The 23,702-nt window shown below is 36.7% G+C and carries 21 protein-coding genes and 1 tRNA gene; 17 read left to right on the top strand and 5 right to left on the bottom strand.

Annotated elements, in window-relative coordinates:
• Nucleotides 1-191: 191 nt before the first annotated feature.
• The gene (gene miaA / locus MKJ01_RS00315; RefSeq protein WP_241610848.1) at nt 192-1,133 is read right to left on the bottom strand and encodes a tRNA (adenosine(37)-N6)-dimethylallyltransferase MiaA; all 942 of its coding nucleotides are present in this window, start codon (nt 1,131-1,133) and stop codon (nt 192-194) included.
• 99 nt (nt 1,134-1,232) lie between these two features.
• Here miaA and MKJ01_RS00310 point away from each other — a divergent pair, with 99 nt between their 5' ends.
• From MKJ01_RS00310 to MKJ01_RS00270, 9 genes are all read left to right on the top strand, one after another.
• A complete protein-coding gene (locus MKJ01_RS00310; RefSeq protein WP_241610847.1) occupies nt 1,233-2,090 on the top strand; it encodes a YicC family protein in 858 nt (285 codons plus the stop codon).
• A gap of 83 nt (nt 2,091-2,173) precedes the next feature.
• Nucleotides 2,174-2,746: a guanylate kinase gene (gmk, locus tag MKJ01_RS00305; protein ID WP_241610845.1), complete on the top strand. Its 573-nt coding sequence runs from the start codon at nt 2,174-2,176 to the stop codon at nt 2,744-2,746.
• A gap of 89 nt (nt 2,747-2,835) precedes the next feature.
• On the top strand, nt 2,836-3,855 hold the full coding sequence (nadA, locus tag MKJ01_RS00300; protein ID WP_241610843.1) for a quinolinate synthase NadA: 1,020 nt from the start codon (nt 2,836-2,838) through the stop codon (nt 3,853-3,855).
• A gap of 852 nt (nt 3,856-4,707) precedes the next feature.
• Nucleotides 4,708-5,079, top strand: coding sequence for a dihydroneopterin aldolase (gene folB / locus MKJ01_RS00295; RefSeq protein WP_241632418.1), 372 nt, complete (start codon nt 4,708-4,710; stop codon nt 5,077-5,079).
• Between the two features lie 23 nt (nt 5,080-5,102).
• On the top strand, nt 5,103-6,467 hold the full coding sequence (locus MKJ01_RS00290; protein ID WP_241632403.1) for a DUF4403 family protein: 1,365 nt from the start codon (nt 5,103-5,105) through the stop codon (nt 6,465-6,467).
• A gap of 33 nt (nt 6,468-6,500) precedes the next feature.
• The gene (locus MKJ01_RS00285; RefSeq protein ID WP_241610837.1) at nt 6,501-7,010 is read left to right on the top strand and encodes an RDD family protein; all 510 of its coding nucleotides are present in this window, start codon (nt 6,501-6,503) and stop codon (nt 7,008-7,010) included.
• Nucleotides 7,011-7,069: 59 nt separating this feature from the next.
• Nucleotides 7,070-7,140 (top strand) — tRNA-Cys (locus MKJ01_RS00280).
• A 386-nt stretch (nt 7,141-7,526) separates the two neighbouring features.
• On the top strand, nt 7,527-8,015 hold the full coding sequence (locus MKJ01_RS00275) for a hypothetical protein (RefSeq protein ID WP_241610835.1): 489 nt from the start codon (nt 7,527-7,529) through the stop codon (nt 8,013-8,015).
• Nucleotides 8,015-8,395 carry a hypothetical protein gene (locus tag MKJ01_RS00270; RefSeq protein WP_241610833.1) on the top strand — a complete coding sequence of 127 codons (381 nt, stop codon included), beginning with the start codon at nt 8,015-8,017 and terminating at the stop codon, nt 8,393-8,395. Before MKJ01_RS00275 ends, MKJ01_RS00270 begins: the two co-directional genes overlap by 1 nt.
• Nucleotides 8,396-8,518: 123 nt before the next feature.
• Here MKJ01_RS00270 and MKJ01_RS00265 read toward each other — a convergent pair whose 3' ends face one another.
• Nucleotides 8,519-8,737, bottom strand: a complete 219-nt coding sequence (locus MKJ01_RS00265) for an energy transducer TonB (protein ID WP_241610832.1) — start codon at nt 8,735-8,737, stop codon at nt 8,519-8,521.
• Nucleotides 8,738-9,166: 429 nt separating this feature from the next.
• Between MKJ01_RS00265 and MKJ01_RS00260 the strand changes: the two genes are divergently transcribed.
• Nucleotides 9,167-9,427 (top strand): hypothetical protein, encoded by a 261-nt coding sequence (locus MKJ01_RS00260; protein ID WP_241610831.1) that lies wholly within the window; start codon nt 9,167-9,169, stop codon nt 9,425-9,427.
• 772 nt (nt 9,428-10,199) lie between these two features.
• On the opposite strand, the gene MKJ01_RS00255 is transcribed toward MKJ01_RS00260, so the two are convergent.
• From MKJ01_RS00255 to MKJ01_RS00245, 3 genes are all read right to left on the bottom strand, one after another.
• Complete coding sequence (locus MKJ01_RS00255; RefSeq protein WP_241610830.1) at nt 10,200-13,973, bottom strand: fibronectin type III domain-containing protein; 3,774 nt, start codon at nt 13,971-13,973, stop codon at nt 10,200-10,202.
• Between the two features lie 557 nt (nt 13,974-14,530).
• Nucleotides 14,531-14,881, bottom strand: a complete 351-nt coding sequence (locus MKJ01_RS00250; protein ID WP_241610829.1) for a hypothetical protein — start codon at nt 14,879-14,881, stop codon at nt 14,531-14,533.
• 238 nt (nt 14,882-15,119) lie between these two features.
• Nucleotides 15,120-15,563, bottom strand: a complete 444-nt coding sequence (locus tag MKJ01_RS00245; RefSeq protein WP_241610828.1) for a hypothetical protein — start codon at nt 15,561-15,563, stop codon at nt 15,120-15,122.
• A 258-nt stretch (nt 15,564-15,821) separates the two neighbouring features.
• Here MKJ01_RS00245 and MKJ01_RS00240 point away from each other — a divergent pair, with 258 nt between their 5' ends.
• The 7 genes from MKJ01_RS00240 (at nt 15,822) to MKJ01_RS00210 (ending at nt 23,693) form a co-directional block, all read left to right on the top strand.
• The gene (locus MKJ01_RS00240) at nt 15,822-16,361 is read left to right on the top strand and encodes a YMGG-like glycine zipper-containing protein (RefSeq protein ID WP_241610827.1); all 540 of its coding nucleotides are present in this window, start codon (nt 15,822-15,824) and stop codon (nt 16,359-16,361) included.
• A gap of 268 nt (nt 16,362-16,629) precedes the next feature.
• A complete protein-coding gene (gene aroC, locus MKJ01_RS00235) occupies nt 16,630-17,700 on the top strand; it encodes a chorismate synthase (RefSeq protein WP_241610826.1) in 1,071 nt (356 codons plus the stop codon).
• Between the two features lie 18 nt (nt 17,701-17,718).
• A complete protein-coding gene (locus tag MKJ01_RS00230; protein WP_241610825.1) occupies nt 17,719-18,282 on the top strand; it encodes a thioredoxin family protein in 564 nt (187 codons plus the stop codon).
• Nucleotides 18,283-18,299: 17 nt separating this feature from the next.
• Nucleotides 18,300-18,839 (top strand): TlpA disulfide reductase family protein, encoded by a 540-nt coding sequence (locus tag MKJ01_RS00225; RefSeq protein ID WP_241610823.1) that lies wholly within the window; start codon nt 18,300-18,302, stop codon nt 18,837-18,839.
• Nucleotides 18,840-18,920: 81 nt separating this feature from the next.
• Nucleotides 18,921-19,268, top strand: a complete 348-nt coding sequence (locus MKJ01_RS00220) for a YkvA family protein (protein ID WP_241610821.1) — start codon at nt 18,921-18,923, stop codon at nt 19,266-19,268.
• Between the two features lie 174 nt (nt 19,269-19,442).
• Nucleotides 19,443-20,801: an orotidine-5'-phosphate decarboxylase gene (gene pyrF, locus MKJ01_RS00215; protein WP_241610819.1), complete on the top strand. Its 1,359-nt coding sequence runs from the start codon at nt 19,443-19,445 to the stop codon at nt 20,799-20,801.
• A gap of 108 nt (nt 20,802-20,909) precedes the next feature.
• Complete coding sequence (locus MKJ01_RS00210; protein WP_241610817.1) at nt 20,910-23,693, top strand: hypothetical protein; 2,784 nt, start codon at nt 20,910-20,912, stop codon at nt 23,691-23,693.
• The last annotated feature ends 9 nt before the right edge of the window (nt 23,694-23,702 follow it).

The following is a 23,702-nucleotide window of genomic DNA, read 5'->3' as shown; positions in this document are numbered from 1 at the left end:
TGTATTTTAAATCTAAAAAAGTATGATGAAGATCTATAAACCTTAACTTAGATTCTTCATTCATCAGAATGATAATTTGCAAATTTAACTGTTAAGAACATTTAGGCAATTAAGTTGAATTGATTTTATTCTTTACTTTCTAAAGATATTCAAAACTATAAATACATCTTTGCATTGAAAATCAAATTATTTTAAGTCTGCTCATTAATATGTTTAATTAACCCGTCAAGATCATTCTGGGAATATCCCAACGGCAAATAATAAATATTATCTGCTTTACGGTACCAGGTCAGCTGGCGTTTTGCGTACCTCCGGCTGTTTTTCTTAATCTCTGAAACGGCAAAATCGAGTTCCCATTCTCCTTCAAAATATTTGAACAGTTCAGTATAGCCTACTGTTTTCAAAGCCGTCAGATCTTTATACTTTTCAAGACCTATAGCTTCATCCAGCAGACCATTTTCCATCATAATATCCACCCGTCTGTTGATCCTGTCGTATAAATCTTCTCTTGGTGCTTCAATTCCGACCCTGATAACATTGAAATCCCGGGAATCCTGCGAAACAGCAATCTGCTCGGAATATTTTTTATCGGTCTGCCAGATAACGTCAATAGCACGCAAAAGCCTTCTGTGATTATGAAAATCCACCACTTCAAAATATTCGGGATCAAGTTCTTTCAATAATCCCTGAAGTTTTTCTATACCTTCATTTTCCAGAATATCCTGCAGCTTTTTCTGATTTTCTTCGTCCGCTTCTGGCAGATCGTTTAAACCTTCAATCAAAGCTTTTTCATACATCATGCTTCCACCTACCAGGATAACGGTTCCATGGGTTTTAAAAAGTTCATTGAGTTTCTGCAATGCATCTTCTTCATACTGTCCGATCGAATAATATTCCTGAACGGAAAGATGACCGATGAAGTGATGAGGCGCTTCTGCAAGCTCTTCTGCAGAAGGAGCTGCCGTGCCGATTTCCATGCCTCTGAAAAACTGGCGGGAGTCGCAGGAAATAATTTCTGTACTGAAATGTTTAGCCAGATCAATAGCCAAACGTGTTTTTCCTATGCCGGTGGGGCCAACTACAGAAATCAGGTTTTTTGCATGCAGATTATTGAATTGTTTTTTAATGGTCATATGGAACCGTAAATCTTTATTAGATATTTATATTTTCCCAATCAATGCGAGTTCACATTGCTAATTTAAATGTTTATCTTTGTAGGACAATAAAAAACTATGATTTTATCAATGACCGGATTCGGCAGGGCCGAAGATGTTTTTGAGGGCAAAAAGATTACCATCGATATCAAGTCGCTGAACTCTAAGAGCTTTGATCTGAATATTAAGATCCCTTTGCGCTATAAAGAAAAAGAATTCGAGATCAGAAAAATTCTTAACGACAGGATTATCCGGGGAAAAGTAGATTGCTATGTTAATATAGAGAACCTTGAGGAAACCAATGATGTAAAAATTAATAAAAACTTAATTGATTCCTACATCAATGAGCTTCGTAATATTGCATCAGACGGTCCTGATTTTGAATATCTCAAAATGGCAGTACGTCTTCCGGATGCCATCACATCAAGACCTGATGAATTGTCTGAAGGCGAATGGGAAGCACTTTCAAAAATTGTACATGCTGCAATCAACCGTTTTGAGGAATTCAGAAGGACAGAAGGAAAAATCCTGCATGAAGAACTGGAGAGAAACCTTCAGAATATTGACAATTCCCTTAGCGCAGTAATTCCTTTTGAAGAAGTAAGAATCCAGAGTGTAAAAGAGCGTTATCAAAAATCTTTAAAAGAATTTGAAAATGTGGATGAAACCCGTTTTTATCAGGAAATGGCATATTTCACAGAAAAACTGGATATTTCCGAGGAAAAGGTAAGGCTTTCCCAACATTTGAAGTATTATAAAGAAGTGATGGATAATGAGGATTTTAATGGAAAAAAACTCGGGTTTATTTCTCAGGAAATCGGAAGGGAGATCAATACCTTAGGCTCAAAAGCCAATCATGCGGAAATCCAGAAACTGGTGGTGATGATGAAAGATGACCTGGAAAAAATTAAAGAGCAGACGCTAAACGTACTATAGAGTGATAAGTTCTTAATGATGAGTTATAAGTTGCTTCACAGATTTAAAACTTAGACTTTAAAACTCATAATTCATAAGTAAAAATGAATAAAGTTATCATATTTTCGGCACCGTCCGGAAGCGGAAAAACGACATTGGTAAAACATTCTCTGGAAGTATTTAATGATTTGCAGTTTTCAATTTCCTGCACAACGAGGCAGCCGAGAGGAAATGAAATCCATGCGGTTGATTATCATTTTTTGAGTCCTGATGAATTCAGACAGAAAATTTCGGAAAATGCTTTTGTGGAGTTTGAAGAAGTTTATACGGACAGATATTACGGGACTTTAAAATCCGAGGTTGAAAAAATCTGGAAGCAGGGAAAAGTCGTTATTTTTGATGTGGATGTAAAAGGCGGAATCTCTTTAAAGAAATATTTTGGAGAAAAAGCCTTATCTATTTTCATTGAACCGCCTTCTATTGAAGAGCTGGAACGAAGATTGATCTTAAGAAATACGGATGATGCCGAGACCATTAAGATACGCGTAGAGAAGGCAGAGGAAGAATTATCTTATGCGAAAGAATTTGACAGAATTGTCATCAATACGGATCTGGACGAAGCCAAAAAAGAAATAGAAAGTTTAATACAAAATTTTATAGAAGAAACCAGAAGTTAAAGATTAGAATTTAGTAAAAATGCGGGAAATTCCGGACTAAAATCTAATTTCTAAATCTAGCTTCTATATCATAAAATACTGAGGTTGATATGAGTACCGAAACATTAGAGAAAGCTAAATCTGCCATTCCTGTAAGGGGATTTCTGGATATAAAAGATCTTATTATTCCTGAAGGCGAGGAATTGGTAAAAGCCATTCTTCAGCTTAAAGAAGAAAAAAACGCGGTGATTCTAGCGCATTATTACCAACCCGGAGAAATTCAGGACATTGCTGATTTCCTGGGAGATTCACTGCAGCTGGCAAGGCAGGCAAAAGACACCAATGCGGATATGATTGTGTTCTGTGGTGTCCATTTCATGGCAGAGGCTGCAAAGATTCTGAACCCGACTAAAAAAGTAGTTCTTCCGGATACGATGGCAGGATGCTCACTGGCAGACGGATGTTCAGGAGAAGGCTTAAGAAAGATGCGGGAACAGCATCCAAATGCCCTGATTGCCACCTACATCAACTGTAATGCTGAAACCAAGGCTGAAAGCGATATTATTGTGACCAGTTCCAATGCTGAAACAGTGATTGAAGCCCTTCCGAAAGACCGGCCTATTATTTTTGCTCCGGATAAAAACCTGGGAAGATATTTATCCCAGAAAACCGGCCGCGATATGATCCTTTGGGACGGAAGCTGTATTGTTCATGAAGCATTCTCCATGGAAAGAATCGCCAAACAGTTGGCAGACAATCCTGATGCTAAATTAATTGCCCACCCTGAGAGTGAAGAATCAGTGTTAAAGCTGGCTCATTTTATCGGTTCTACTTCGGCTTTGCTGAATTTTGTGGAACAGGACGATTGCCAGAAATTTATTATTGCCACTGAAGAAGGTATTCTTCATGAAATGAAAAAACGCGCTCCTCATAAAGAATTAGTTCCGGCTCTCGTATTTGATGAAAGCTGCAACTGCTCGGAATGTTTTTATATGAAGCGTAATACGATGGAAAAACTCTATCTGTGCATGAAATATGAACTTCCGGAAATTCTTATTGATGAAGAGTTACGATTAAAAGCTTTAAAGCCGATTGAAGCCATGCTGGATCTTTCTAAAAGCATAAAATAATTTTTCACAATATTTTAAAATTCATATTACATAAAAAGGCTATCCTATTAAAGATAGCCTTTATCATTTCATTTTTTAAAATAATTACCTACTTCTGAATTTTTAAAGAAGTTCATTTACTGAGGGAAACATTCGTAACTCACCAGCACTTTTGACTTGCAACAGGCAGGAAGTGCCTCATAATCCCGACATGACTTTGGATGTCCCGGCCCGTAAGGTCCCGGAGGACATACATAATTACAGGTAGCTCCTCCCTGTATTCCTTTTAAAGCTTCTCTATTGATTTTTTCAGATTTTTCATATTGTTATGCTTGTTTGAAATTCACAATAAACGCAGTCAATGCTTACAAAGACAAAGTTTTACAACAGTTGGGCAATACTACTAATCTTCACAGGAATGATCAAAACCATTGGAGGTACCTCCAGGTCCATATCCGCCGGTTGGACAGCCATTACAGCTAAGTGCCGCTCCGCTTATCTGACAAAGTTCTTGTCTCTTTAATTTTTTTAAATTTTTCATAATTAATTCATGTATGTTTGGATCTTAAATTTAATAATTTAATTACATACCACAATACTTATTATGAATTATTTCTTGACATAGTGAATTCATATATACTGAACCTCAGGAAAGCACACCGGATCATTTTTGTACATGCACATGCTTCGGTTGCTGAATATCTTGCAAAATGCACAGCCATAAGGTCCGCAATCCGAGTCCTGCTGACATACATATGCTCCACCCCCGCTGATTATTTTTAAATTTTCCCTGGATAATTTTTTTAGATTTTTCATAATAAATTAATTTTTGTTTCGCCTACTAAATATAGTACTTTTGTTGCATAAATTAAGATCATGAGTAAAATATTTCTTGATGAAGTGAAAATTTATGCATATCACGGTGTTCTTCCGGAAGAGAATAGTATTGGCACATACTATATTCTGAATGCGGAAATTCATACGGATTTATGGAACGCTTCAGCTTCAGATGACCTGCGCGACACCATAAGTTATGCCGATATCAACCATATTCTTCATGATGAGATGAAGGTCAAATCTAAATTATTGGAACATGTAGCAGGAAGGATCATTTCTAAAGTACATGAAAAATTCCCGCAGATTGACTATATTAAATTAAAGATCACTAAAACGGCTCCCCCAATGAAAGGTGAAATGAAAGGAGCCAGTATTGAATTGGAGCGAAGCTTTAAGCCTGAAAATTAATGATTACTCTAAAATTTATTCCATTGAAAATCTTCAGAATTTTTTCACTGATTTTCTGCATCAATATTTTCGGCCAGCCGCCTGTGAGTAATCAGATTACCCACTACAATTTCCCGAAGATCAAATCCAGCATTACCATGCCGGTAGAGATTCCGCTTGCGGAGATCAGTAATATGATCAATGCTTCAGTAAAAGACCTTATTTACAAGGATGATTCTTATACAGATAATAACAATGACCAGTTTAAGGTAAAAGTATGGAAGACACGTCCGATCCGGTTAGTGGGAGGAACAAATCAAAACATTCTGATTGAAGTGCCTTTAAAAATCTGGGCTGAAAAAGGGATCGGTACTCTTGGAATCTATACCTACCAGAATACCACCTTTGAAACAGTCATGTCTTTTAACGCCACCTTAAGTTTAAAAAATAACTGGACAATTACCACTGTTACAAAACCAAATGGGTTCAGGTGGGTGACCAAGCCGGCCTTAGATTTCGGAAGAATACAGATCCCCATAACACCCTTAGTTGAAAAAAGCCTGAAAGAGCAACAGGAAAAATTCTGCAAGACCATTGATCTGCAAATGGCTTCGCAGCTTAATTTCCAGCACTATGCCATAATGGCCTGGAATGTTTTTTCCAATCCCTTCCCTATTTCAGAAGAATATAATACATGGCTAAAAGTTACACCGGTCCGTGTACAGGTTACCCCACTAAAGTTTTACAGCAATCAGATTAACACCAGCCTGGGGATCGAGGTGTACTGTGAAACCTTTACAGGAAATAAACCTGAGTCTTTACCTCTGATGAAGAATGCTTCAGATTTCACTTTTGTTCCGGAATTAACCAACCATTTTCTTCTTCAGACCACTGCCAATATTCCGTTTACGGAAGCTTCGAATATTGCACGGAATATGTTTTTAAATAAAGAATACGATTTCCGGGGATCTGCTGTGAAAATTAAAGACATAAAAGTTTACGGAGTTGATGATCGAATAATGATTGAAGCAGAAACGGAAGGATATGTAAACGGGACAGCTTTTATTTCAGGAATTCCGGTTTATGATGAATCGAAAAAGAAAATTGTTCTTTCCAATACAAAATTCAACTTAAAGACGTCGAATATCCTGCAGAAAACCGCTACTCTTCTATTCAGGGGAAGGATTGTAAAAATGATAGAAGATGAATACGGAATTCCCACACAGGATATGGAAAATACATCAAAGAAAAGCATTGAAGAAGCTTTTAATAAAGAATACTATAAAGGGCTTAAAATCAACGGGAAGGTTTTCAGCCTTACGCCGGGAACCATTTTTATGAATCCCTCAGGAATAACTGCAGTTATTGATACGAGAGCTACGCTACAGCTTATACTCAACGGAATCTAAACCATAAAACTAAATTTTAATTAATAAACAACCATGAGAAAATATTTACGGATCGTCGACAATAACAGAGCTACAAAAGGAATCAGATTTGCGAATTTCGTCATAGACCGGATTATCTTTAACCTGTTCTTTTTCGCAATCGGTTTCCTGGGAGTATTGATAGACAAGATCATCGGATCCTATTATCTTACAAACTTAATTCTAAAAGCATCTGAGATCAACCGCTTTATTGATATTCTGGTAACATCACTGCTCTTTTCTGTTTATACTTTTTTAATGGAATATTTTACCAAAGGAAGAACTATTGGAAAATACATAACAGGAACAAAAGTAATTACCACAGACGGGCAAATTCCTACCCTGAATGAATTTTTCATCAGAAATATTTCAAGAGCAGTCCCTTTTGATGCGCTTTCCTTTCTTGGAGAAACCGGCTGGCACGACAGTTGGAGTGATACCCGGGTTGTCAACATTAAAAATTATGAGTCTGAAAGACAAGTAAAAAGCGAAATAGAGACTCTGGGAACAAAAGAAATTGTCTGAAAAATTTTATTGAATCATAAATTTTGCTATATTTGCACACCTGAAAATGGTAAAGACATGGTACTTTGGCCGAGCGGCTAGGCAGTGGTCTGCAACACCATCTACAGCGGTTCGAATCCGCTAGGTACCTCATCATAAATCCCTATTTTACTTATTAACAGTAGTTTAGGGATTTTTTAATTGTTAGAATTCCAACGATGTTCCAACATCTTCATTCTTTCTGTATTTTACAATGTCAATATTGTTTATGAAACCTAAAATTAAATTTTCGAAATTGCAAAGATTGAAATAAACTATATGCTGATGGTTGCCTTCTTTTAGTGTTTACATCCCTCAGTCAAGTTCAAATATTTCTGCAATAATAAGCAATGACAAAGGTTAGTAATATATATTTATAAATAATTATAAAAAATAAATTCTGAGTTATAAAATATATTTTATACTTTTGCAGACTTTTTTATTGCAATATGCAATATTTGCATATATTTGTATAGAAAACTAATACAATCACACAATATGAATATTGATCCAACTGTTATGTCAACTGAAAGTCAATCAAAGATCGAAGAATATCTACAATCTGTAAAAGATCAGATTAGTCTTGTTGAGCTAGATGGTTATCTTCCTGCTAATGCTATAATTGATGCCTTTAACAAAGGTGAAGAACATGGAGAAGCAAAGTTTTTAAGTAAGTTTAAAGACTCATTCATAAACAATATAACTCAACATTTTTTATATTCTTGGAATATTTACAATTCTCTAACTGAGAAAAAATATCCTATAGATTCATGTTATATTAGTCCTGTTTCTAGAAATACAATTTATATTACTAGTATTGAGAACACAGTCAATGATTCTTTTATAAATCTTTTCTATGAACTTGCTTTTGATTTTGAAGCTAGATTTCTAAAAGATAACAAATCACATTTACAATTTAGTTTTATAGGAAATGAGGATGTAGATTATGAGCAATTAGCTTGTGATCATTTTATAAAAGTTATATAATGGCACAAACTATTGATCATGCTAATCATAACAGAGACGCCTGTAAAGAACTTAGAAAAGGAAGTAAGTATCATGACTGGTGTGTAACCACAGCTTTCTACTCTGCTTTACATTATGTTAATTTAAAGATTTTTCCATTTAATCTTTCTCACAGCGTAACTTGCAACACTATAAGCGAGGCACAGAAAGCTTTAAAAACAAGAGATCTACATGAAACAAGGGCTAAAATGGTAGAATTGCAATGCCGTGATATAGCCATACAATATAGATGGCTTAAATCTCAAGCTCACAATGCTAGATACGTTACCTATAAGTTTACTCCAACTCAGGCAGATAAAGCTGTTCAAATGTTAGATGAAATTGAAAAATACTGCAGCTAGATATAGCTAAATCCTACAAAAACCATTAATAATCGACCAACAATAAAAAGCCCTCAATAGGGCTTTTTCTTTTTAATCAATCAGTAAGGCATATCTGGGTTCCGGCCAAGATCATTATAGTTATTAATTAAAAGTCATGGACAAAGGCAATTTATAGAAATACCTAACTCGTTCTGAATTAATTTTTGCCGGGATCCATTTAGTTTTTATAGACTTAATCACCCTGATAGCTTCCTCGTTGAAATTTCCATTAATACCAATTGCTTTTACATCTGAAATACTTCCATCCTTTTCGATAACGAAAGTAACTTCAGTTCTTACAGTGCCCTCATAACCGTTCATGGCTGAATCATCAAAGGTACTCGATATTTTATTTCTGAAAGCTTTTATTCCTCCAGGATACTCAGCGTTCTGTTCAACTTCCGAATATATTTTAGAATCATTAACAGATGAATCTTTTGAATATTTATAAGATGGTGCTACAGAATTATCTTTAGTTCCTGGAATTGTTTGTGCAAATACAAAGTTGGAGAAAAGAATTAATAATATTATTTCATGATTAATAATTTCCCTGCAATATACAAATTTAGCTTAATGATCATTTTATGGATCCGTATAAATACTTAATTATAATAATAAATCAAACAGCTTTTTAAAAAGTATGATGTTATTAATATTCTTAAAGTCTTTAAAAAAATAATCTATTATAGATACCATGAATCCACAAAGTGATACGGGATCTTTGTATATTCGGAAAAAAGAAAACGCGTTATGCTGGATTCTATTCAAATTTTTAATACACATCATCCCTTTGATCAGATGGTCATACGATGGATTAATGCTCAGATGAAGAATAAATTCAATAAAGATATTCAAATTGACGATTGCCTTTCCGGAATAAGTGTAAACAATCATTATGTTGTGATGCTGCAAAAGAAAAATAGCATAGTAAATGATGACGAATATTTTTACGCAGAAACTCTTGTTAAACTTTTAAATGATGGACTTGTGAACATTGAAGAAATCCTCTAAATTAATTAAGACGATACTGAATCCTACCAGATTTGTCACTGACAAAAAGCATGCACATTAAGCTGTTTGCACTTTCCTTAATTTTCTATTCATATAGTCCTTCCATAGAAATAATAAAATAAAACCTCATCTCATATTTCATAAAACTCGATGATTGATAATTTATACAAAACTTTAAATGTAAAGCACAAATTCTTTATATAGCTATATATAAAAAATCCCCGGCCAGGCAGAGGATTAGAATGAAAAAATTAATATGTAAGTGATGGTGTTTTATTTAAAATATTCTTAAATGTCTCTAAGAATATATAATAGTTCATATTATTAACTGTTCAAGTATTATGCCAAGAATGGTAAATTTTTACTGTTTTCAGCAGGACTAATATCTAAGTATTAAATTCAATAAAAAGCTTTAGTAGGCGATAGCAGGAAAGTTTAAATCTCAAAATTAAAAAAACCCCCGCTTGTGGCAGGGGTAAAAACTAATAACCATGAAAACTCAAATTAAACATGAGTGACTGCAAATGTATAAAATATATCAGTTATAATAGTCTATTAAAACTGTAGATTTAATTAGTTAACAAATTTTATAAGACGTTAAAAAATATTTAAGATATGTAAGAAAACACATAACTTATTAAAACATTCACATTCAATATTTTACAATAAAATCCATAAAACTTTATCCTTTAGCAATATTTTAAATTTTGTTAACAAAAAAATAAGCTCTCAACAATGAGAGCTTATTTATAATTAATAGATTAGTTGCTTCTTATTCTTTTATGAATTTCTTCTGTACAGCCCCTTGAGCATCTTCAATATCGATCACATACACTCCGTTAATCAGCGTATGTACATCAATTTTATTATTTAAAATAATGCCTGATGACACCAATTGTCCTGCAGCATTATAAATCTTATAATTAGCTCTTTTACTGATGTTTTTCACATTCAGTACTGTTTTTACAGGATTAGGATAAATCAATATTTCTGTCTGGTTAACAGGATTTTGAACCATCGGTTTGGAAATCCTTACCGTATAGTCTTCCACCTCACCATTCGGGAAGCTGGTACAGTTTACAGGGATTCCGTCTTTCTGCATTGCCACTCTCATTACTACATATTTGAAGTCGCTCATACTGATAAAGGCATCAGCAGGCACAGAGAATGTTGCGCTTACGGTTTCTGTATTATTTGATCCCGAAACCAATATTCTTTCATTAATATCAAAATACCCGTTTCTGTTAAAGTCAATCCATACAGCAACACCGGCATTTGCATTTCCTGATAGTTTTTTCTCTATCGTAATCTTGTTGTTCGAAGAACCTTGAATCAATTCAATGAATTTATTGGTAACTCCGGTATAATCGGTGTAGTTTGATCCTAAAGACTGGTTTTCCATTTCCGGCTTGCCGGTTGGGGCCACCGTTACTTTTGAAATATAGTCAGCAGCTGATGCAGTTGATGCCATCTGACAATAAACAATAGTAGGCGTAGTGAAAAAATACGGCTCTGTATAGGTTCCCGGAGTTCCGCCACACACATTTACAACCTCCATCTCGTATTGGGTCAGCTCGGTTAAACCTGACAGCATCACAGTATTTGTATCCGAATTAACCTGTGTCCAGCTTGGAATACCTACTTTTCTATATCTTAAAATATAAACAGCTCCCGGAAATGGCTCCCATGTTACTGCTGCTGTAGTCGGAGTAAGTGCTGTAATCGTTAATCCCGGAGGAGCAATATCACAGGTCCTTTGTGTTGTAAATACTTTAGGATTAGACCATGTATTTAATGTACTTTCACTATCACACATATTGGCAATCTGTACTTCATATGTAGTGTAAACATTAAGCCCATTAAGAGGATACGTGTTTGCCGGAGCTGCCGGTAAAGGAATATTTGTACTCCAGCCTGCGTCACCGCTTCCAACAATCCTGTATCTCATAAAATAATGAGAGCTTGCAGCCAATGGAGCCCAGGCAACCAAAGCTGAAGTTGTTGTAATATTACTGATGGTTACATTAGGTGGAGTTGGGTCACATCTTGTAACAAAAGTGCTGTGAGAATAGTTCCCTGCATTACCGTTGCAGACTGCAGCAACTTCAACTTCATACTGGGTTGCAGATAAAAGACCGTTTAAGGTTATTGTATTGGTTGTTGCAGGTGCAGCTGCTGCTCCTACAGTTACCGTCTGCCAGGTAACAGAACCAACAGGCCTGTAGCGGATTGTATAAGTCGCTCCTCCAATATCCTGATTCCATGTCAGTACAACTGAATTATATGTAGGGGTACCAACAGTTACAACAGGAGTTGCATTGCTGCAGATACGCAGGTTAATATTATCAATAGCCGCAGGAGGCTGGTTACCACCGCCTGAGTCATTAGTCCATTCAAATACAAGACGCATGGTCTGCCCTGCAAAGCTGCTGATATCTAAAGTAGGATTAAGGACAGTCTGCCAGGAAGCCTGCTGATTAAGGTTTCCTCCGATCTGGATTCTTCCTGTCCCGGCTGTAATCTCATTTCCTGAAGTTGGCATATATGTGGTAGGCACTAACCAAACTCTTAAGAAATCCCAATTGGATTCACCTTCAGCTTTCCAGTCATAAGAGAAAGTAGCCGTGGTGGTTGATGGAGGAACAAGAATATCCCTGTAAGCATGGACAATGCTTGATGATCCCGTATCATACGTATTTGTAGTTCCGTTAGTGTCAGAAATATAAAGAGAATTCCCTGTATTTCCTGTAGCATTTCCGTATGTCCATTTATTGGTTTGAGTACCATTGGTATATCCTAAGTCGCTTCCCGTGTTAAACTGCTGAAGATAAGGAATAGTAGCCGGTATCTGAGAGGTTGTAAAACTTGGCCCGGCAATCCAGAAACTTCTGTCAGATCCTGCGCATACTGAACGTACCCAAAAATAATAAGTCGTGTTAGGGGTTAATGGAGACAGCACAGCTGTAGTTCCTGGTGAAGTTGAAGTCGGTAAACTTGCAAAGTTAGGAGCAACATTTGTTGTTGACAGATAAATCTGATATCCTCCAACAGGTGCCGGTACTGGCGCTGTCCAGCTTATTGAAGCAGTATTTGATCCTACAGATGTCACCTGTATATTCAAAGGAACTTTACACGTAGGAATACTTAAATTAATATTATCAATAGCAATAGGAGGCTGTGTTCCGCCGCCTGAGTCATTGGTCCATTCAAATACAAGACGCATCGTACCCCCGGCAAAACTGCTTAAGTCTAATCCTGTATCGAAATAATTCTGCCATTCTGCCTGCTGATTAAAGTTTCCGCCAATCTGAATAACTCCTCCCCCGGCAGTAATTTCGGTTCCTGCCATAGGTACATAAGTAACAGGTACCATCCAGACTCTTAAAAAATCCCAGTTTGATTCACCTTCTCCTTTCCAGTCGAATGATAAGGTTGCATCACTTGTTCCTGCAGGAACTATAATATCTCTGAAGGCATGCACAATACTTGATGAACCGGTATCATAAGTATTTGTGGTTCCGTCTGTATCGGAAATATAAAGGGAGTTTCCTGTATTTCCGGTTGCTGAACCATAAAACCATTTGTTCGTCAACGTTCCATTCTCAAGCTGCATATCGTTTCCAGTCGTAAAATCCTGAGTATAAGGAATGGTAGCCGGTATCTGATCAGTATTAAAACTAGGTCCGGCAACCCATATACTTGTATCGGAAGCACTGCATATGGAACGTACCCACCAATAATAAGTAGTTCCACTCATTAAACTTCCAAGATTAACTGTCGTTCCTGCATTAGCGATTGCTGGCGTAGAAGCGCCCGGTGCCGTATTGGTTGTACTCAGATAATATTCATATCCGATTCCGGGAACAGGAGACGGAGCAGACCAGGATAAAGTAGCCGTATTAACTCCTACTCCAGACACTGCTGGTGCAGATGGCATAATACAAGAAGGAATGGCAATATTAATATTATCAACAGCCATAGAAGGCTGTGTCCCGAAACTGGTATCATTGGTCCATTCAAATACAAGACGCATGGTACTTCCTGCATATGCACTTATATCTACGGCAGGATTACTGTAGGTCTGCCAGGAGCCGTCCTGACCAAACTGTCCTATCTCGAATATATCTGTCCCTGATGTAATATTATCACCTGCAACTGGTGTAAAAGTATCCGGAACAAGCCAGACTCTGAGGAAATCATAGCCAGACTCTCCTTCTCCCTTCCAATCAAAAGAAAGGGTTGAAACAGTAGATCCTGCAGGGATTGTAAAATCTCTGTAAGCATGAACAACACTTTCAGAATCAGTGTCATAAGCATTGTCAACACCACCGTTATTCGAAATGTAAATAGAACTTCCGGGATTACCTGTTGCAGTACCGTAAAACCACTTATTTGTCAGCGTTCCGTTGACAAGCGTGAAATCATTCGCGGTGTTAAAGTCCTGTGAATAAGGTAAAGTGGCAGGTGCCTGTCCATAAGCATTCGAAACAATGCCTACATTCAACAAACACAGAAGAAGTACTAGAAAAGTAGAAATTTTCTTCATTAGTTATCATTTAATATTAATCCGTGCAAATCTAATCCGATTTTTAATAATATATGGTATAAAACACGATGTTTTTATAGAATCTTTACAAGTATCAAAATAATATTGTTTAAAACAAACGTCTATATTCCGGTTTTTATTATTCACCGGAGAAGATAAAAGGTAAAAGATGTCTAAAAGCTATACTTATGTCTTTATAACAATTCGTAAAATTACTTAAACACCTGCTATAAAATAAGGCCTCCTAATGAAAGAAGGCCTCAAAAACACAAATGATGAAAAAAAATTTGTTGAATCAATTAATTTAATTCTGTCATAAAATTAAATTTAATATCACATAGAATTTATGAGTTAAATCATATAAGCAACTCATTAAGTAGTTTCTTTGATTAAAGAATTACTACATCATAAAGATATTTATCATTACCCTAATATCTTGTTTTCTGTGAAATTATCTTGGAATGAGTATTGATATTTAGAACTATTTTTTAAATAAAACTCCTCATTGCTGAGGAGTTTTTAAAAAGGGGTATGGGGTCTAAAAAAGTATTCTTGTTTTATCTTGTTGAATTACTTCCTGTACCTGTAGTCCCAGAGCCAGTTCCCGTATTTGTAGCACCGGTACCTGAAGAATTTTGTGCACCTCCTGGATTAGATCCATTGTTCTGGTTCGGAGTTGTTGTCTGATCAGTAGTTCCGGTTCCTGTGCCAGTCCCTTGATTCATTGCACTGTCACGAACACTTGCGGTAGTATCCATTTCTGTTCCCGTTCCGGACATGTCACCGGACATAGGAGCTGAAGTGGAAGCCGAATCACTTATCGTGTTATTTTCATTTTGCGTTTCCTGTTTTTTACAGCTTACTGCAAAAAGACTTATTCCCAGCATTAATAGCATTACTTTTTTCATATAATTATTTTTGATGTCTTATTATTCACAAAATTAGCAACTTAAAAGAGTCTACAATATGAGCCGGATCATAAGATACTGAAAATTATACCCTACATAATAAATGGCCTCTATCAGGGAGCCATTAAGTAAGTGGTAAAATTTTCCATTAATAAGTACAGACATTACTTACCTGAAAAATCTATATGAAACAGATACATTCATTGCATAAGCCGGTAATTAAAACTTCAATCTGGAATTACTCTTCCCAAACAATAGGAACATATACAGTAATGTAGCCATCCTGATCTACCTGTGCATCAGAAACTGCTCCTGTAACAGAACCATATCCTACCCAGCCACCCTGCCCCTGCATAGCAGTAAATGTATACGTTCCGGTAGGAATTCCTTCACTATATTTTGGTAACGACTGGAATCCGCCACCCGCATAAGTTTCAAAAGATTCTCCGGTAATCGTGTTGGTAGCGACAAAACTTCCAATGTCATAACTTCCGGTAAGAGTCTTCGTGCCATTCTGGGAAACAAGACCATATCGGACGGTATAAGTCTTTGTTTTTGAAGTTTCTTTTGCCGGGGTTTGACTGGAAGCATCCTTATCAAGCAAATCTTCATTGGATGAGCACCCTGTCAGAATACCCATCAGTCCTGACATCAACAGGACCTTAAAAACTGAAATTTTCATAATATTGTAATTTGATTTACCGAAGGTAACAAATTCACATCGATCAAACAAAAATGATAGATTAAATAATCATTATTCATAATATATTCACAGATTAACAGATTTATTGATGAGATTAAAGGCCTATAAACTCCGTTAATAGTAATGATTTCTCAATAATCCATAATATTTAACATTACTTAACTTTGTTTGGCTTCATAATTGGAATAATATGTCATCAATGTTATGCTTTTAGCATCTTATATTAAAATTTGAATTATGAAAAGTATAGTGGTAACAGGTTTGGTTTCAGTTTTTTTACTGACTGCCTGTAAAAAAGATGATCAGATTGCTGAAAAATCCCTGGAACAACAAAAAGTTGAATTCCAGATGAGACAGCTTGAAATTGAAAAGCAAAAGTTAGCTATTGAAAAAGAAAAAATGGCTTACGAAGCTCAGAAAAAAGCAGACAGCATTACTGAAGTTCAGAAAGCAAGGACTGCTGCTGCCAATTCTAAGCCGCAGGTAATCAGGGAGACACGTACCGTATATAGAGACAGACCTAGCTCCAGCAGCAATAATGGGACTTATGCAAATAACGGCAGCAGTTCCTCCCAGGGTACTACTCAAAGAAAAGGTATGAGTAAAGCTGCAAAAGGAACTATTATCGGTACAGTAGGTGGAGCAGCAGCCGGAGCTATTATTGCGAAGAAAAACAGAGGACTTGGTGCAGTAATCGGCGGTGTGGTCGGTGGTGCAACAGGATATACTATTGGTAGAGCCGGTGACAGAAAAGACGGAAGGGTTCAGCCAAGATAAAAATATAATTTTAACATATATAGATAGAAAGATTGCTTTTTCAAGCAATCTTTTTTATGCTGTTAGTTTATGGAATTCATTCTATGTTAACTTCCAATTCTCTAAAATTCTAAATCTTAAGGTAAAAGAAAAAACGCAATATCTTGAAATTGATCCGAAAGATGACTCGAAACCGGAGATATAACGATTATCTATCCTGCTAAAAATCATATCTACAGAACAAATCAAGTATTCTTTACATCTGAAGAAAAAGCTGTAAATTTACCTCATGTTAAATACTTTAGGCAATTTACTCAGCCTTACTACATTTGGAGAAAGCCATGGTCTTGCGTATGGCGGAATCATCAATAATTTTCCGGCTGGCTTAACGGTTGATCTTGAAGCTATTCAAAATGAACTGGACCGCAGGAAGCCCGGGCAGTCTGCTATTGTTACCCAGAGAAAGGAAAGCGATACCGTAAAATTTCTTTCAGGTATTTTTGATGGAAAAACAACGGGAACTCCTATTGGTTTTATCATAGAAAACGAAAATCAGAAGTCAAAGGATTATGACCACATTGCAGAATCCTACCGTCCAAGCCATGCAGACTTCACGTATGACAAAAAGTTCGGACTGAGGGATTATCGCGGCGGCGGGAAATCTTCTGCACGGGAAACCATTAACTGGGTAGTTGCCGGTGCCTTGGCAAAACAGCTGTTATCAGACATAGAAATCAATGCCTATGTATCTTCCGTAGGAGAAATCTTTTGTGAAAAACCTTACCAAGCTCTGGATTTTACCAAAACCGAAAGTAACGAAGTACGCTGTCCCGATGCGGAAACTGCCGAAAAAATGATTGCCAGAATCAAAGAAATCAAAAAAGAAGGCAACACGATCGGCGGCACGATTACCGGCGTGATTAAAAATGTTCCCGTAGGAATCGGAGAACCTGTTTTCTCAAAACTTCAGGCAGAATTAGGCAAAGCTATGTTAAATATCAATGCGGCCAAAGGATTTGAATACGGGAGCGGATTTTGCGGGGCAAAAATGACCGGTAAAGAACACAACGATCTTTTTAATGAAGATTTCACCACTAAGTCTAATCTTTCAGGAGGAATTCAGGGAGGAATTTCCAATGGGATGGATATTTATTTCCGCGTAGCTTTTAAACCTATAGCAACCATTTTAAGGCCTCAGGAAAGTATTGACAAATATGGAAATCCTGTTATCGTGGAAGGGAAAGGGCGCCACGATCCCTGTGTCCTTCCAAGAGCAGTTCCTGTTGTGGAAAGCCTGGCAGCTTTTGTGTTGGCAGATTTATTTTTGATCAATAAAACAAGAAACATCAATAATTTTTAATCATAAAAAATTTTAGTAATGGAAAATTACTGGGAGAAAAGTATCTCTTTCGAAGAGTATATGGAAATCGGAAAACAGAGATTGGCCAATCCTGTAACACCACAGGACATTGAATATAAAAAATACTATGGATTAGGTCTTCAGAGAATTGACAGGACCTTAAAGAAATATGTTCCGAATGAAGATCAGTTAAAGGAACTCGAAGCCAGAAATTTTAACGGAAAGATCATGATTATTTCCGAAGTATGGTGTGGCGATGCCAGTGCTACCGTTCCGGCTCTGGTTAAATTTTTTGAAGGTAAAAATGAAGTCAGAATATTCCTCAGGGACAGTGATAAGAGCTTAATTAATCAGTTTTTGACCAACAACACGGAATCTATCCCGAAAGTGATTATTCTCGATCAGGATTTCAAGGTAAAAAATTCTTGGGGGCCACGTCCGCAATACGGTAAAGAACTATTGATGAAGTATAAAGCAGATCCCGAAGCCTATCCAAAGGAAACTTTTTATAATGACCTGCAGTTGTATTATGCCAAAAACAGGGGAAAAGATGCTGTTCAGGAAATTTTGGAATTGCTGTAATCCTATTCAAAAATAAAATGAAAAAAAATATAATTTATCTTATTCTGATTGCCATTATTGGCGTAATCGTCTTTGTTCCGGGAGTGAAGGAAAAATTGCAGGATACCTTTTTTCCGATTGCGACCATTGAGAATGCAGTTCATGTGAGTGATGAAGATTATGATGTTGAACTTCAGGGAATCAATACCCCGAGCACCAATCTTAAAAGTTTCAAAAACAAAGCTGTTTTTCTGAATTTCTGGGGAACATGGTGCCCTCCATGCAGAAAAGAATGGCCTTCGATCCAGAAATTATATGATACCAGAAAAGATCATGTGGATTTTGTCTTAATCGCCATGAACGACCAGGAAGAGGCTGTAAGGAAATTTCTGAAGGACAACAACTACAATGTTCCTGTTTATATCGCACAAAGCCCGATCTCTGAAAAAATCCTCCCGAAAGTATTTCCTACTACTTATCTGCTGGATAAAAACGGAAGGATCATTATCAAAGAAGATGCGTCAAGGGACTGGAACACAGAATCCGTACATCAATTTATTGATAATATTATTAAATAATACTTTAACTAAAATTGTGAGGAGTTGGTACAGAATTTGAGAAACTTACAGTTTTAAAGAATTATTTAATCAACACCAAAAATGAAGTATTCAAAATTGAATCTGGCGAAAGAAGCGATCAGCCATAAGGGATTTGTCAGAAAGATTCCTGACATTTTCAGGATGGTGAGAATGTGGAAGAGAGGACAATATCCGATGAGATCCATTGATATAATCCTGCCTATGTTAGGAATGCTGTATGTGGTCTCTCCTATTGATATTCTTCCGGATTTTGCTTTGCCTGTTTTAGGAATTATGGATGACTTAGCGGTATTATCTTTAGTGATCCCGAAACTGATCAGAGAAGTAGACAAGTTCCTGATATGGGAAACTGAAAGAAAGTACAGTACAGCCGGTACGAAAGTTATCGACGCTGAAATCGTAAAATAATGAACCATCCTTCGGGATGGTTTTTTGTGAACGGTACTAAAGCAATCTGCTTTATTTCACTTTGAATAATAATTGTTTCTATTATTGTTTTATAAAGTAAACTTCATAATTGACATTTGAACCTTTCAGTCTTCACATCAAATCCTTAAATTTGCAACATCTAATAAAAAATTAATGGAAAGTAAAAAAGAATTCTTCCTGGAGTGTTATAAGCTGGGCATCATCAAATTTGGTAGATTTACCTTAAAGAGCGGTATTGAAAGTCCGTTTTATGTAGACCTGAGACCTTTGGCTTCAGATCCTAAAATACTGAAAAACCTGGCTAATTATTTATTGGAAATGCTTCCGTTGGATAATTTTGATCTGATTTGCGGTGTTCCTTATGCTGCACTTCCTATGGCTACCGCCATGTCTCTGGAAAGTTATATTCCGTTAATTATTAAAAGAAAAGAAGCGAAAAATTACGGTACCAAAAAACTGATCGAGGGAATTTACCAGAAAGGACAGAACTGCTTGCTGGTAGAAGATGTTATTACGTCAGGAAAATCTTTGATTGAAACGATTGCTGAAGTGGAGCAGGAAGACCTTAAAGTAGCTGATATCGTAGTTGTTTTAGACAGGGAACAAGGCGGAAAACAACTTCTTGAGAGAAAAGGCTATAAGGTTCATACGCTTTTTAATATTACGGAAGTGTGCGGAATTCTTAAAGAAACCGGTGAATTAACAGATGATGAAGTAAAAAGGATCCAGGACTTTTTACAGGGAAACCATATTAATTTTGAAGAAAAAGTAAGATTTTCTTATGAACAAAAACTGGAAACTGCGCAGCATTCTGTTTCTAAAAAACTGCTGGAAACCGCTTTAGCCAAACAGTCTAACCTGATTGCTTCTGCAGATGTGACAACTACACAGGAACTGCTGGCTCTGGCTGATCAGGTAGGACCGCATATTATTGCTTTAAAAACCCATATCGATATCATCTCCGACTTCGAATACGAAAAAACCATTACTCCACTGAAGGCATTGGCTGCACAGCATAATTTCCTTCTGATGGAAGACCGTAAGTTTGCCGACATCGGCAATACCCAGGAACTTCAGTTCACGAGCGGTGTTTTTAAAATTACAGATTGGGCAGACTTTGTCACGTCCCAGGTAATCGGTGGTTTTGAATCTTTAGACTGCTTTAGGAATGTAGGGGTGGTGGCCATTATAGGAATGTCTTCTAAAGGGGCTTTAACAACTTCAAGTTACCGGGAGGAAGCATTAAAGGTGGCGTTATCACATCCTAATGTAATCGGAGGCGTTTCCCAAAACCCGCTTCCTGAAGAAATGCTTTTGTTTACTCCTGGAGTGAACTTAGCAGATTCAGGCGATGGAAAAGGACAGCAGTACAATACACCTGAACATGTATTCAAAATGCTTCATACCGATTTCATTATTGTAGGAAGAGGCATATACAAATCTGAAAATCCGGCCGAAGCTGCTATCATGTACAAAAATGAAGGCTGGAGCGCATATATTAATTCTTTATGAAAAAAATCAATTCACAGTTGAATGCCGGATTAATTTCTGAAAAATTAAGTTATATTTGATGCTTTATCAGGAATATTGAAAAGGATCAGCATTTGTCTTATTTTGTTTTTGGGCGTAGCAGAAGCTTCTGCCCAGAAAGACAGCATCTCTATTGAAGCCAGACTTTCTTCAGATAAAAAAATACTGGATGTCAGTCAGGAGCTTGTGTATTACAACCATTCCGGAAAAGAACTGGATACGATAAAGCTTTTAAACTGGGTTTCGGCTTATCGCAAAAGAGGAACTTCCCTGGTTTACAGAAAACTGGAAGACCGGAATACAGACCTTCATTTTGCTAAAAAAGATGAGCTTGGAACATTAATACGTTTAGAGGTAAAAAATGCTGATGAGAAAATACCTTTCAGTTCTCTCTCGGATGAAAATCTCCGGCTTCCGCTAAAAGAAGCATTGCCGCCCGGAGAAAGAATAAAGCTTCAGCTGCAGTATCAGGTTCAGCTTCCTGACCGGAAATTTACCGGTTATGGAACATCCGATACTCAGACCGCACTAAAATACTTTTTTATTGTTCCGGATCATTTTGATCCGGACAATAATATTCCGAGAAATTATGTTGATATTGAAGAATCCGTAAATTTCAATACATTCTGGACGGTTCATTTTGATCTTCCGGTAAATTATTTTATTGAAAGCAACCTGCAGCAGGTTCAGATAAATTCCTTTAAAGGATATCTTGATTCAGATCCTGAATTTCTGATTTCACAAAATCAATACCCTTCTGTGCGGATCAATATCGACGGCACTGATACCGAAGTAAAATTCGGATACAGTTTAACGGCTCAGGAAAAGCAGAATCTGGAGTTTTACCTGCCTTTGCAGTTGAGATTCATTAAAGAAAAAATCGGCTTTATTCCGGAAAGGCTTTTTATTTCTGAGAAATTCAGAGCCAAGGAAGACTTTTTCGGGAACAATGATATCTCTGTCTGGAAATTCAGGTTCAGGTTATTTACCGACGCAGAAAAAACCGACCTCGATTATTTCGGGATCATGGCTAAAAAGATTTTAGATGAAAGCATCATCACAGACAAGCAGGATAATCACTGGTTTAAAAACGGATTAAAATCTTATCTTGAAATTCAGTATTTAAAAAAATTCTATCCGCAGACCAAGCTTTTAGGCACCCTGCCTGAAACAAAAATTTTCGGAATAAAACCTTTAAAACTATTTCATGCCTCGAATGTAAAACTGATCGAACGGTACGGTTTGGCTTACCAGTACATCATGGCTCAAAATTTAGATCAGAAAATTGATGAGAAATATGCCGTTCTGAGTAATTTTAACGATATGGCGATCAGTAATTTTGAGACCGGAACCTTATTCAGCTATTCAGCGGATAAAATGGGACATGAAAATTTTGATACCACAGTCCGTGATTTCATTTCAAAGAATACTGACAAACAGCTTAACCCAAGAGATTTTCTAAAAGAATTAGCTGAAAAAGATAAAAGGACGGCTTATCTGGAAGATTTCATCCAGCATAAAAACAGAGTAAATTTTAAACTCAGACGATTCACCAAAGACGGTGATTCCCTGAATGTTAAAATCAGTAAAAATACATTGGCCGATATTCCCGTAAAGCTGGAGACCGAAACAAGAAACGGCGAGAAAAAAGAATACTGGACAAATACCGGCAGCGATTCAAAAACGCAAACGGTATCAATTCCGGCGCTGGATGTTTACAAAATTACACTGAATGATGATTATATCTTTCCGGAAGCTAACTACAGGGACAATTTTCTTTATGCAAAAGGCGTATTTTCAAACATGAGGAAAATCAAACTCAAACTGATCAAGGATATCCCGAACCCTGAATTCAATGAAATCTATATAAATCCGAGAATACGGTTCAATAATACCTATGATAAATTCCTGATCGGATTTAATTTTAAAAATCAGTCGCTTTTCGATCAGAAGTTCCTCTACTCAATTACCCCTACATACAGTACGGGAACCGGGAAGCTGGTAGGTTCAGGAGCGGTAGCCTACTCTTTTCTGCCTGCCGAAAGCATGATCAGAAGTTTAACCTTTGGGATTTCAGGCTCTGTTTTCCATTATGATCACGATCTGGCATACCGAAAAGCCTCAATTTATTCAAATATTAATTTCAGGAAAAATCCAAGAAGTACGGTGAGCCGCGGCATCGGTATCTCTTATAATTATTTTGAAAGAGATCTTAACCAGGAAATGATCCTTAAAAACGATTATGACCATTATAATCTGTGGAGTATAGGATATGGATATTCGGACAATCAGAGTATCCATGAAAAAAGTTTAAGCCTGAGCACACAAGGAATGGAAGATTTCAATAAAATCACGGCAGAAGGCTTCTACCGTTGGGAGTTTGCTCCGAAACAGAAACTGAGCGTAAGACTGTTTGCAGGATATTTCATCAGAAACAATACGAGAAACAATACTTTTAACTATGGAATTTCAAGGGTTTCAGATTATTCTTTTTCTTATAACTTATTAGGACAAAGTGCCACGGGAGGTATTTTATCACAGCAGTATGTGCTGGCAGACGGAGGTTTCAAATCCTTTATCCCCGGAACAGTAAACAAATGGCTGACTTCTGTTAATGTAGACACCAGTGTCTGGAAAATTTTTCATGTCTATGCAGATGCCGGCGTCTATCAAAACAGCGGCCGGCCTACAAAGTTCATCTGGGACAGCGGCATAAAAGTAAGGGTTATTCCGGATTTCCTTGAAATTTACTTTCCCGTACAATCTTCTTTAGGATTTGAACCGGCTTTCAAGGATTATGCAAAACGTATAAGATATACCCTGATTCTTAACCTGAGTTCTATCATTAATGCAGCCAGAAGAGGATGGTATTAATAGTGCTCG

It is taken from the genome of Chryseobacterium sp. SSA4.19 (genome assembly GCF_022601875.1).
In the GTDB taxonomy this organism is placed as follows: domain Bacteria; phylum Bacteroidota; class Bacteroidia; order Flavobacteriales; family Weeksellaceae; genus Chryseobacterium.
Note: the sequence above shows the minus strand (reverse complement) of the source record. Positions and strands in the feature narration are given on the sequence as shown.

Excerpts from the sequence above, each read along its gene's own strand:
- MKJ01_RS00310 (WP_241610847.1), top strand. The coding sequence starts at position 1,233 with ATGATTTTATCAATGACCGGATTCGGCAGGGCCGAAGATGTTTTTGAG.
- aroC (WP_241610826.1), top strand. The coding sequence starts at position 16,630 with ATGTTAAATACTTTAGGCAATTTACTCAGCCTTACTACATTTGGAGAA.
- MKJ01_RS00240 (WP_241610827.1), top strand. The coding sequence starts at position 15,822 with ATGAAAAGTATAGTGGTAACAGGTTTGGTTTCAGTTTTTTTACTGACT.
- MKJ01_RS00270 (WP_241610833.1), top strand. The coding sequence starts at position 8,015 with ATGGCACAAACTATTGATCATGCTAATCATAACAGAGACGCCTGTAAA.
- MKJ01_RS00225 (WP_241610823.1), top strand. The coding sequence starts at position 18,300 with ATGAAAAAAAATATAATTTATCTTATTCTGATTGCCATTATTGGCGTA.
- MKJ01_RS00220 (WP_241610821.1), top strand. The coding sequence starts at position 18,921 with ATGAAGTATTCAAAATTGAATCTGGCGAAAGAAGCGATCAGCCATAAG.
- MKJ01_RS00245 (WP_241610828.1), bottom strand. The coding sequence starts at position 15,563 with ATGAAAATTTCAGTTTTTAAGGTCCTGTTGATGTCAGGACTGATGGGT.
- MKJ01_RS00265 (WP_241610832.1), bottom strand. The coding sequence starts at position 8,737 with ATGAACGGTTATGAGGGCACTGTAAGAACTGAAGTTACTTTCGTTATC.
- MKJ01_RS00275 (WP_241610835.1), top strand. The coding sequence starts at position 7,527 with ATGAATATTGATCCAACTGTTATGTCAACTGAAAGTCAATCAAAGATC.
- MKJ01_RS00260 (WP_241610831.1), top strand. The coding sequence starts at position 9,167 with ATGCTGGATTCTATTCAAATTTTTAATACACATCATCCCTTTGATCAG.
- nadA (WP_241610843.1), top strand. The coding sequence starts at position 2,836 with ATGAGTACCGAAACATTAGAGAAAGCTAAATCTGCCATTCCTGTAAGG.
- MKJ01_RS00255 (WP_241610830.1), bottom strand. The coding sequence starts at position 13,973 with ATGAAGAAAATTTCTACTTTTCTAGTACTTCTTCTGTGTTTGTTGAAT.
- MKJ01_RS00250 (WP_241610829.1), bottom strand. The coding sequence starts at position 14,881 with ATGAAAAAAGTAATGCTATTAATGCTGGGAATAAGTCTTTTTGCAGTA.
- gmk (WP_241610845.1), top strand. The coding sequence starts at position 2,174 with ATGAATAAAGTTATCATATTTTCGGCACCGTCCGGAAGCGGAAAAACG.
- MKJ01_RS00230 (WP_241610825.1), top strand. The coding sequence starts at position 17,719 with ATGGAAAATTACTGGGAGAAAAGTATCTCTTTCGAAGAGTATATGGAA.
- MKJ01_RS00285 (WP_241610837.1), top strand. The coding sequence starts at position 6,501 with ATGAGAAAATATTTACGGATCGTCGACAATAACAGAGCTACAAAAGGA.
- miaA (WP_241610848.1), bottom strand. The coding sequence starts at position 1,133 with ATGACCATTAAAAAACAATTCAATAATCTGCATGCAAAAAACCTGATT.
- pyrF (WP_241610819.1), top strand. The coding sequence starts at position 19,443 with ATGGAAAGTAAAAAAGAATTCTTCCTGGAGTGTTATAAGCTGGGCATC.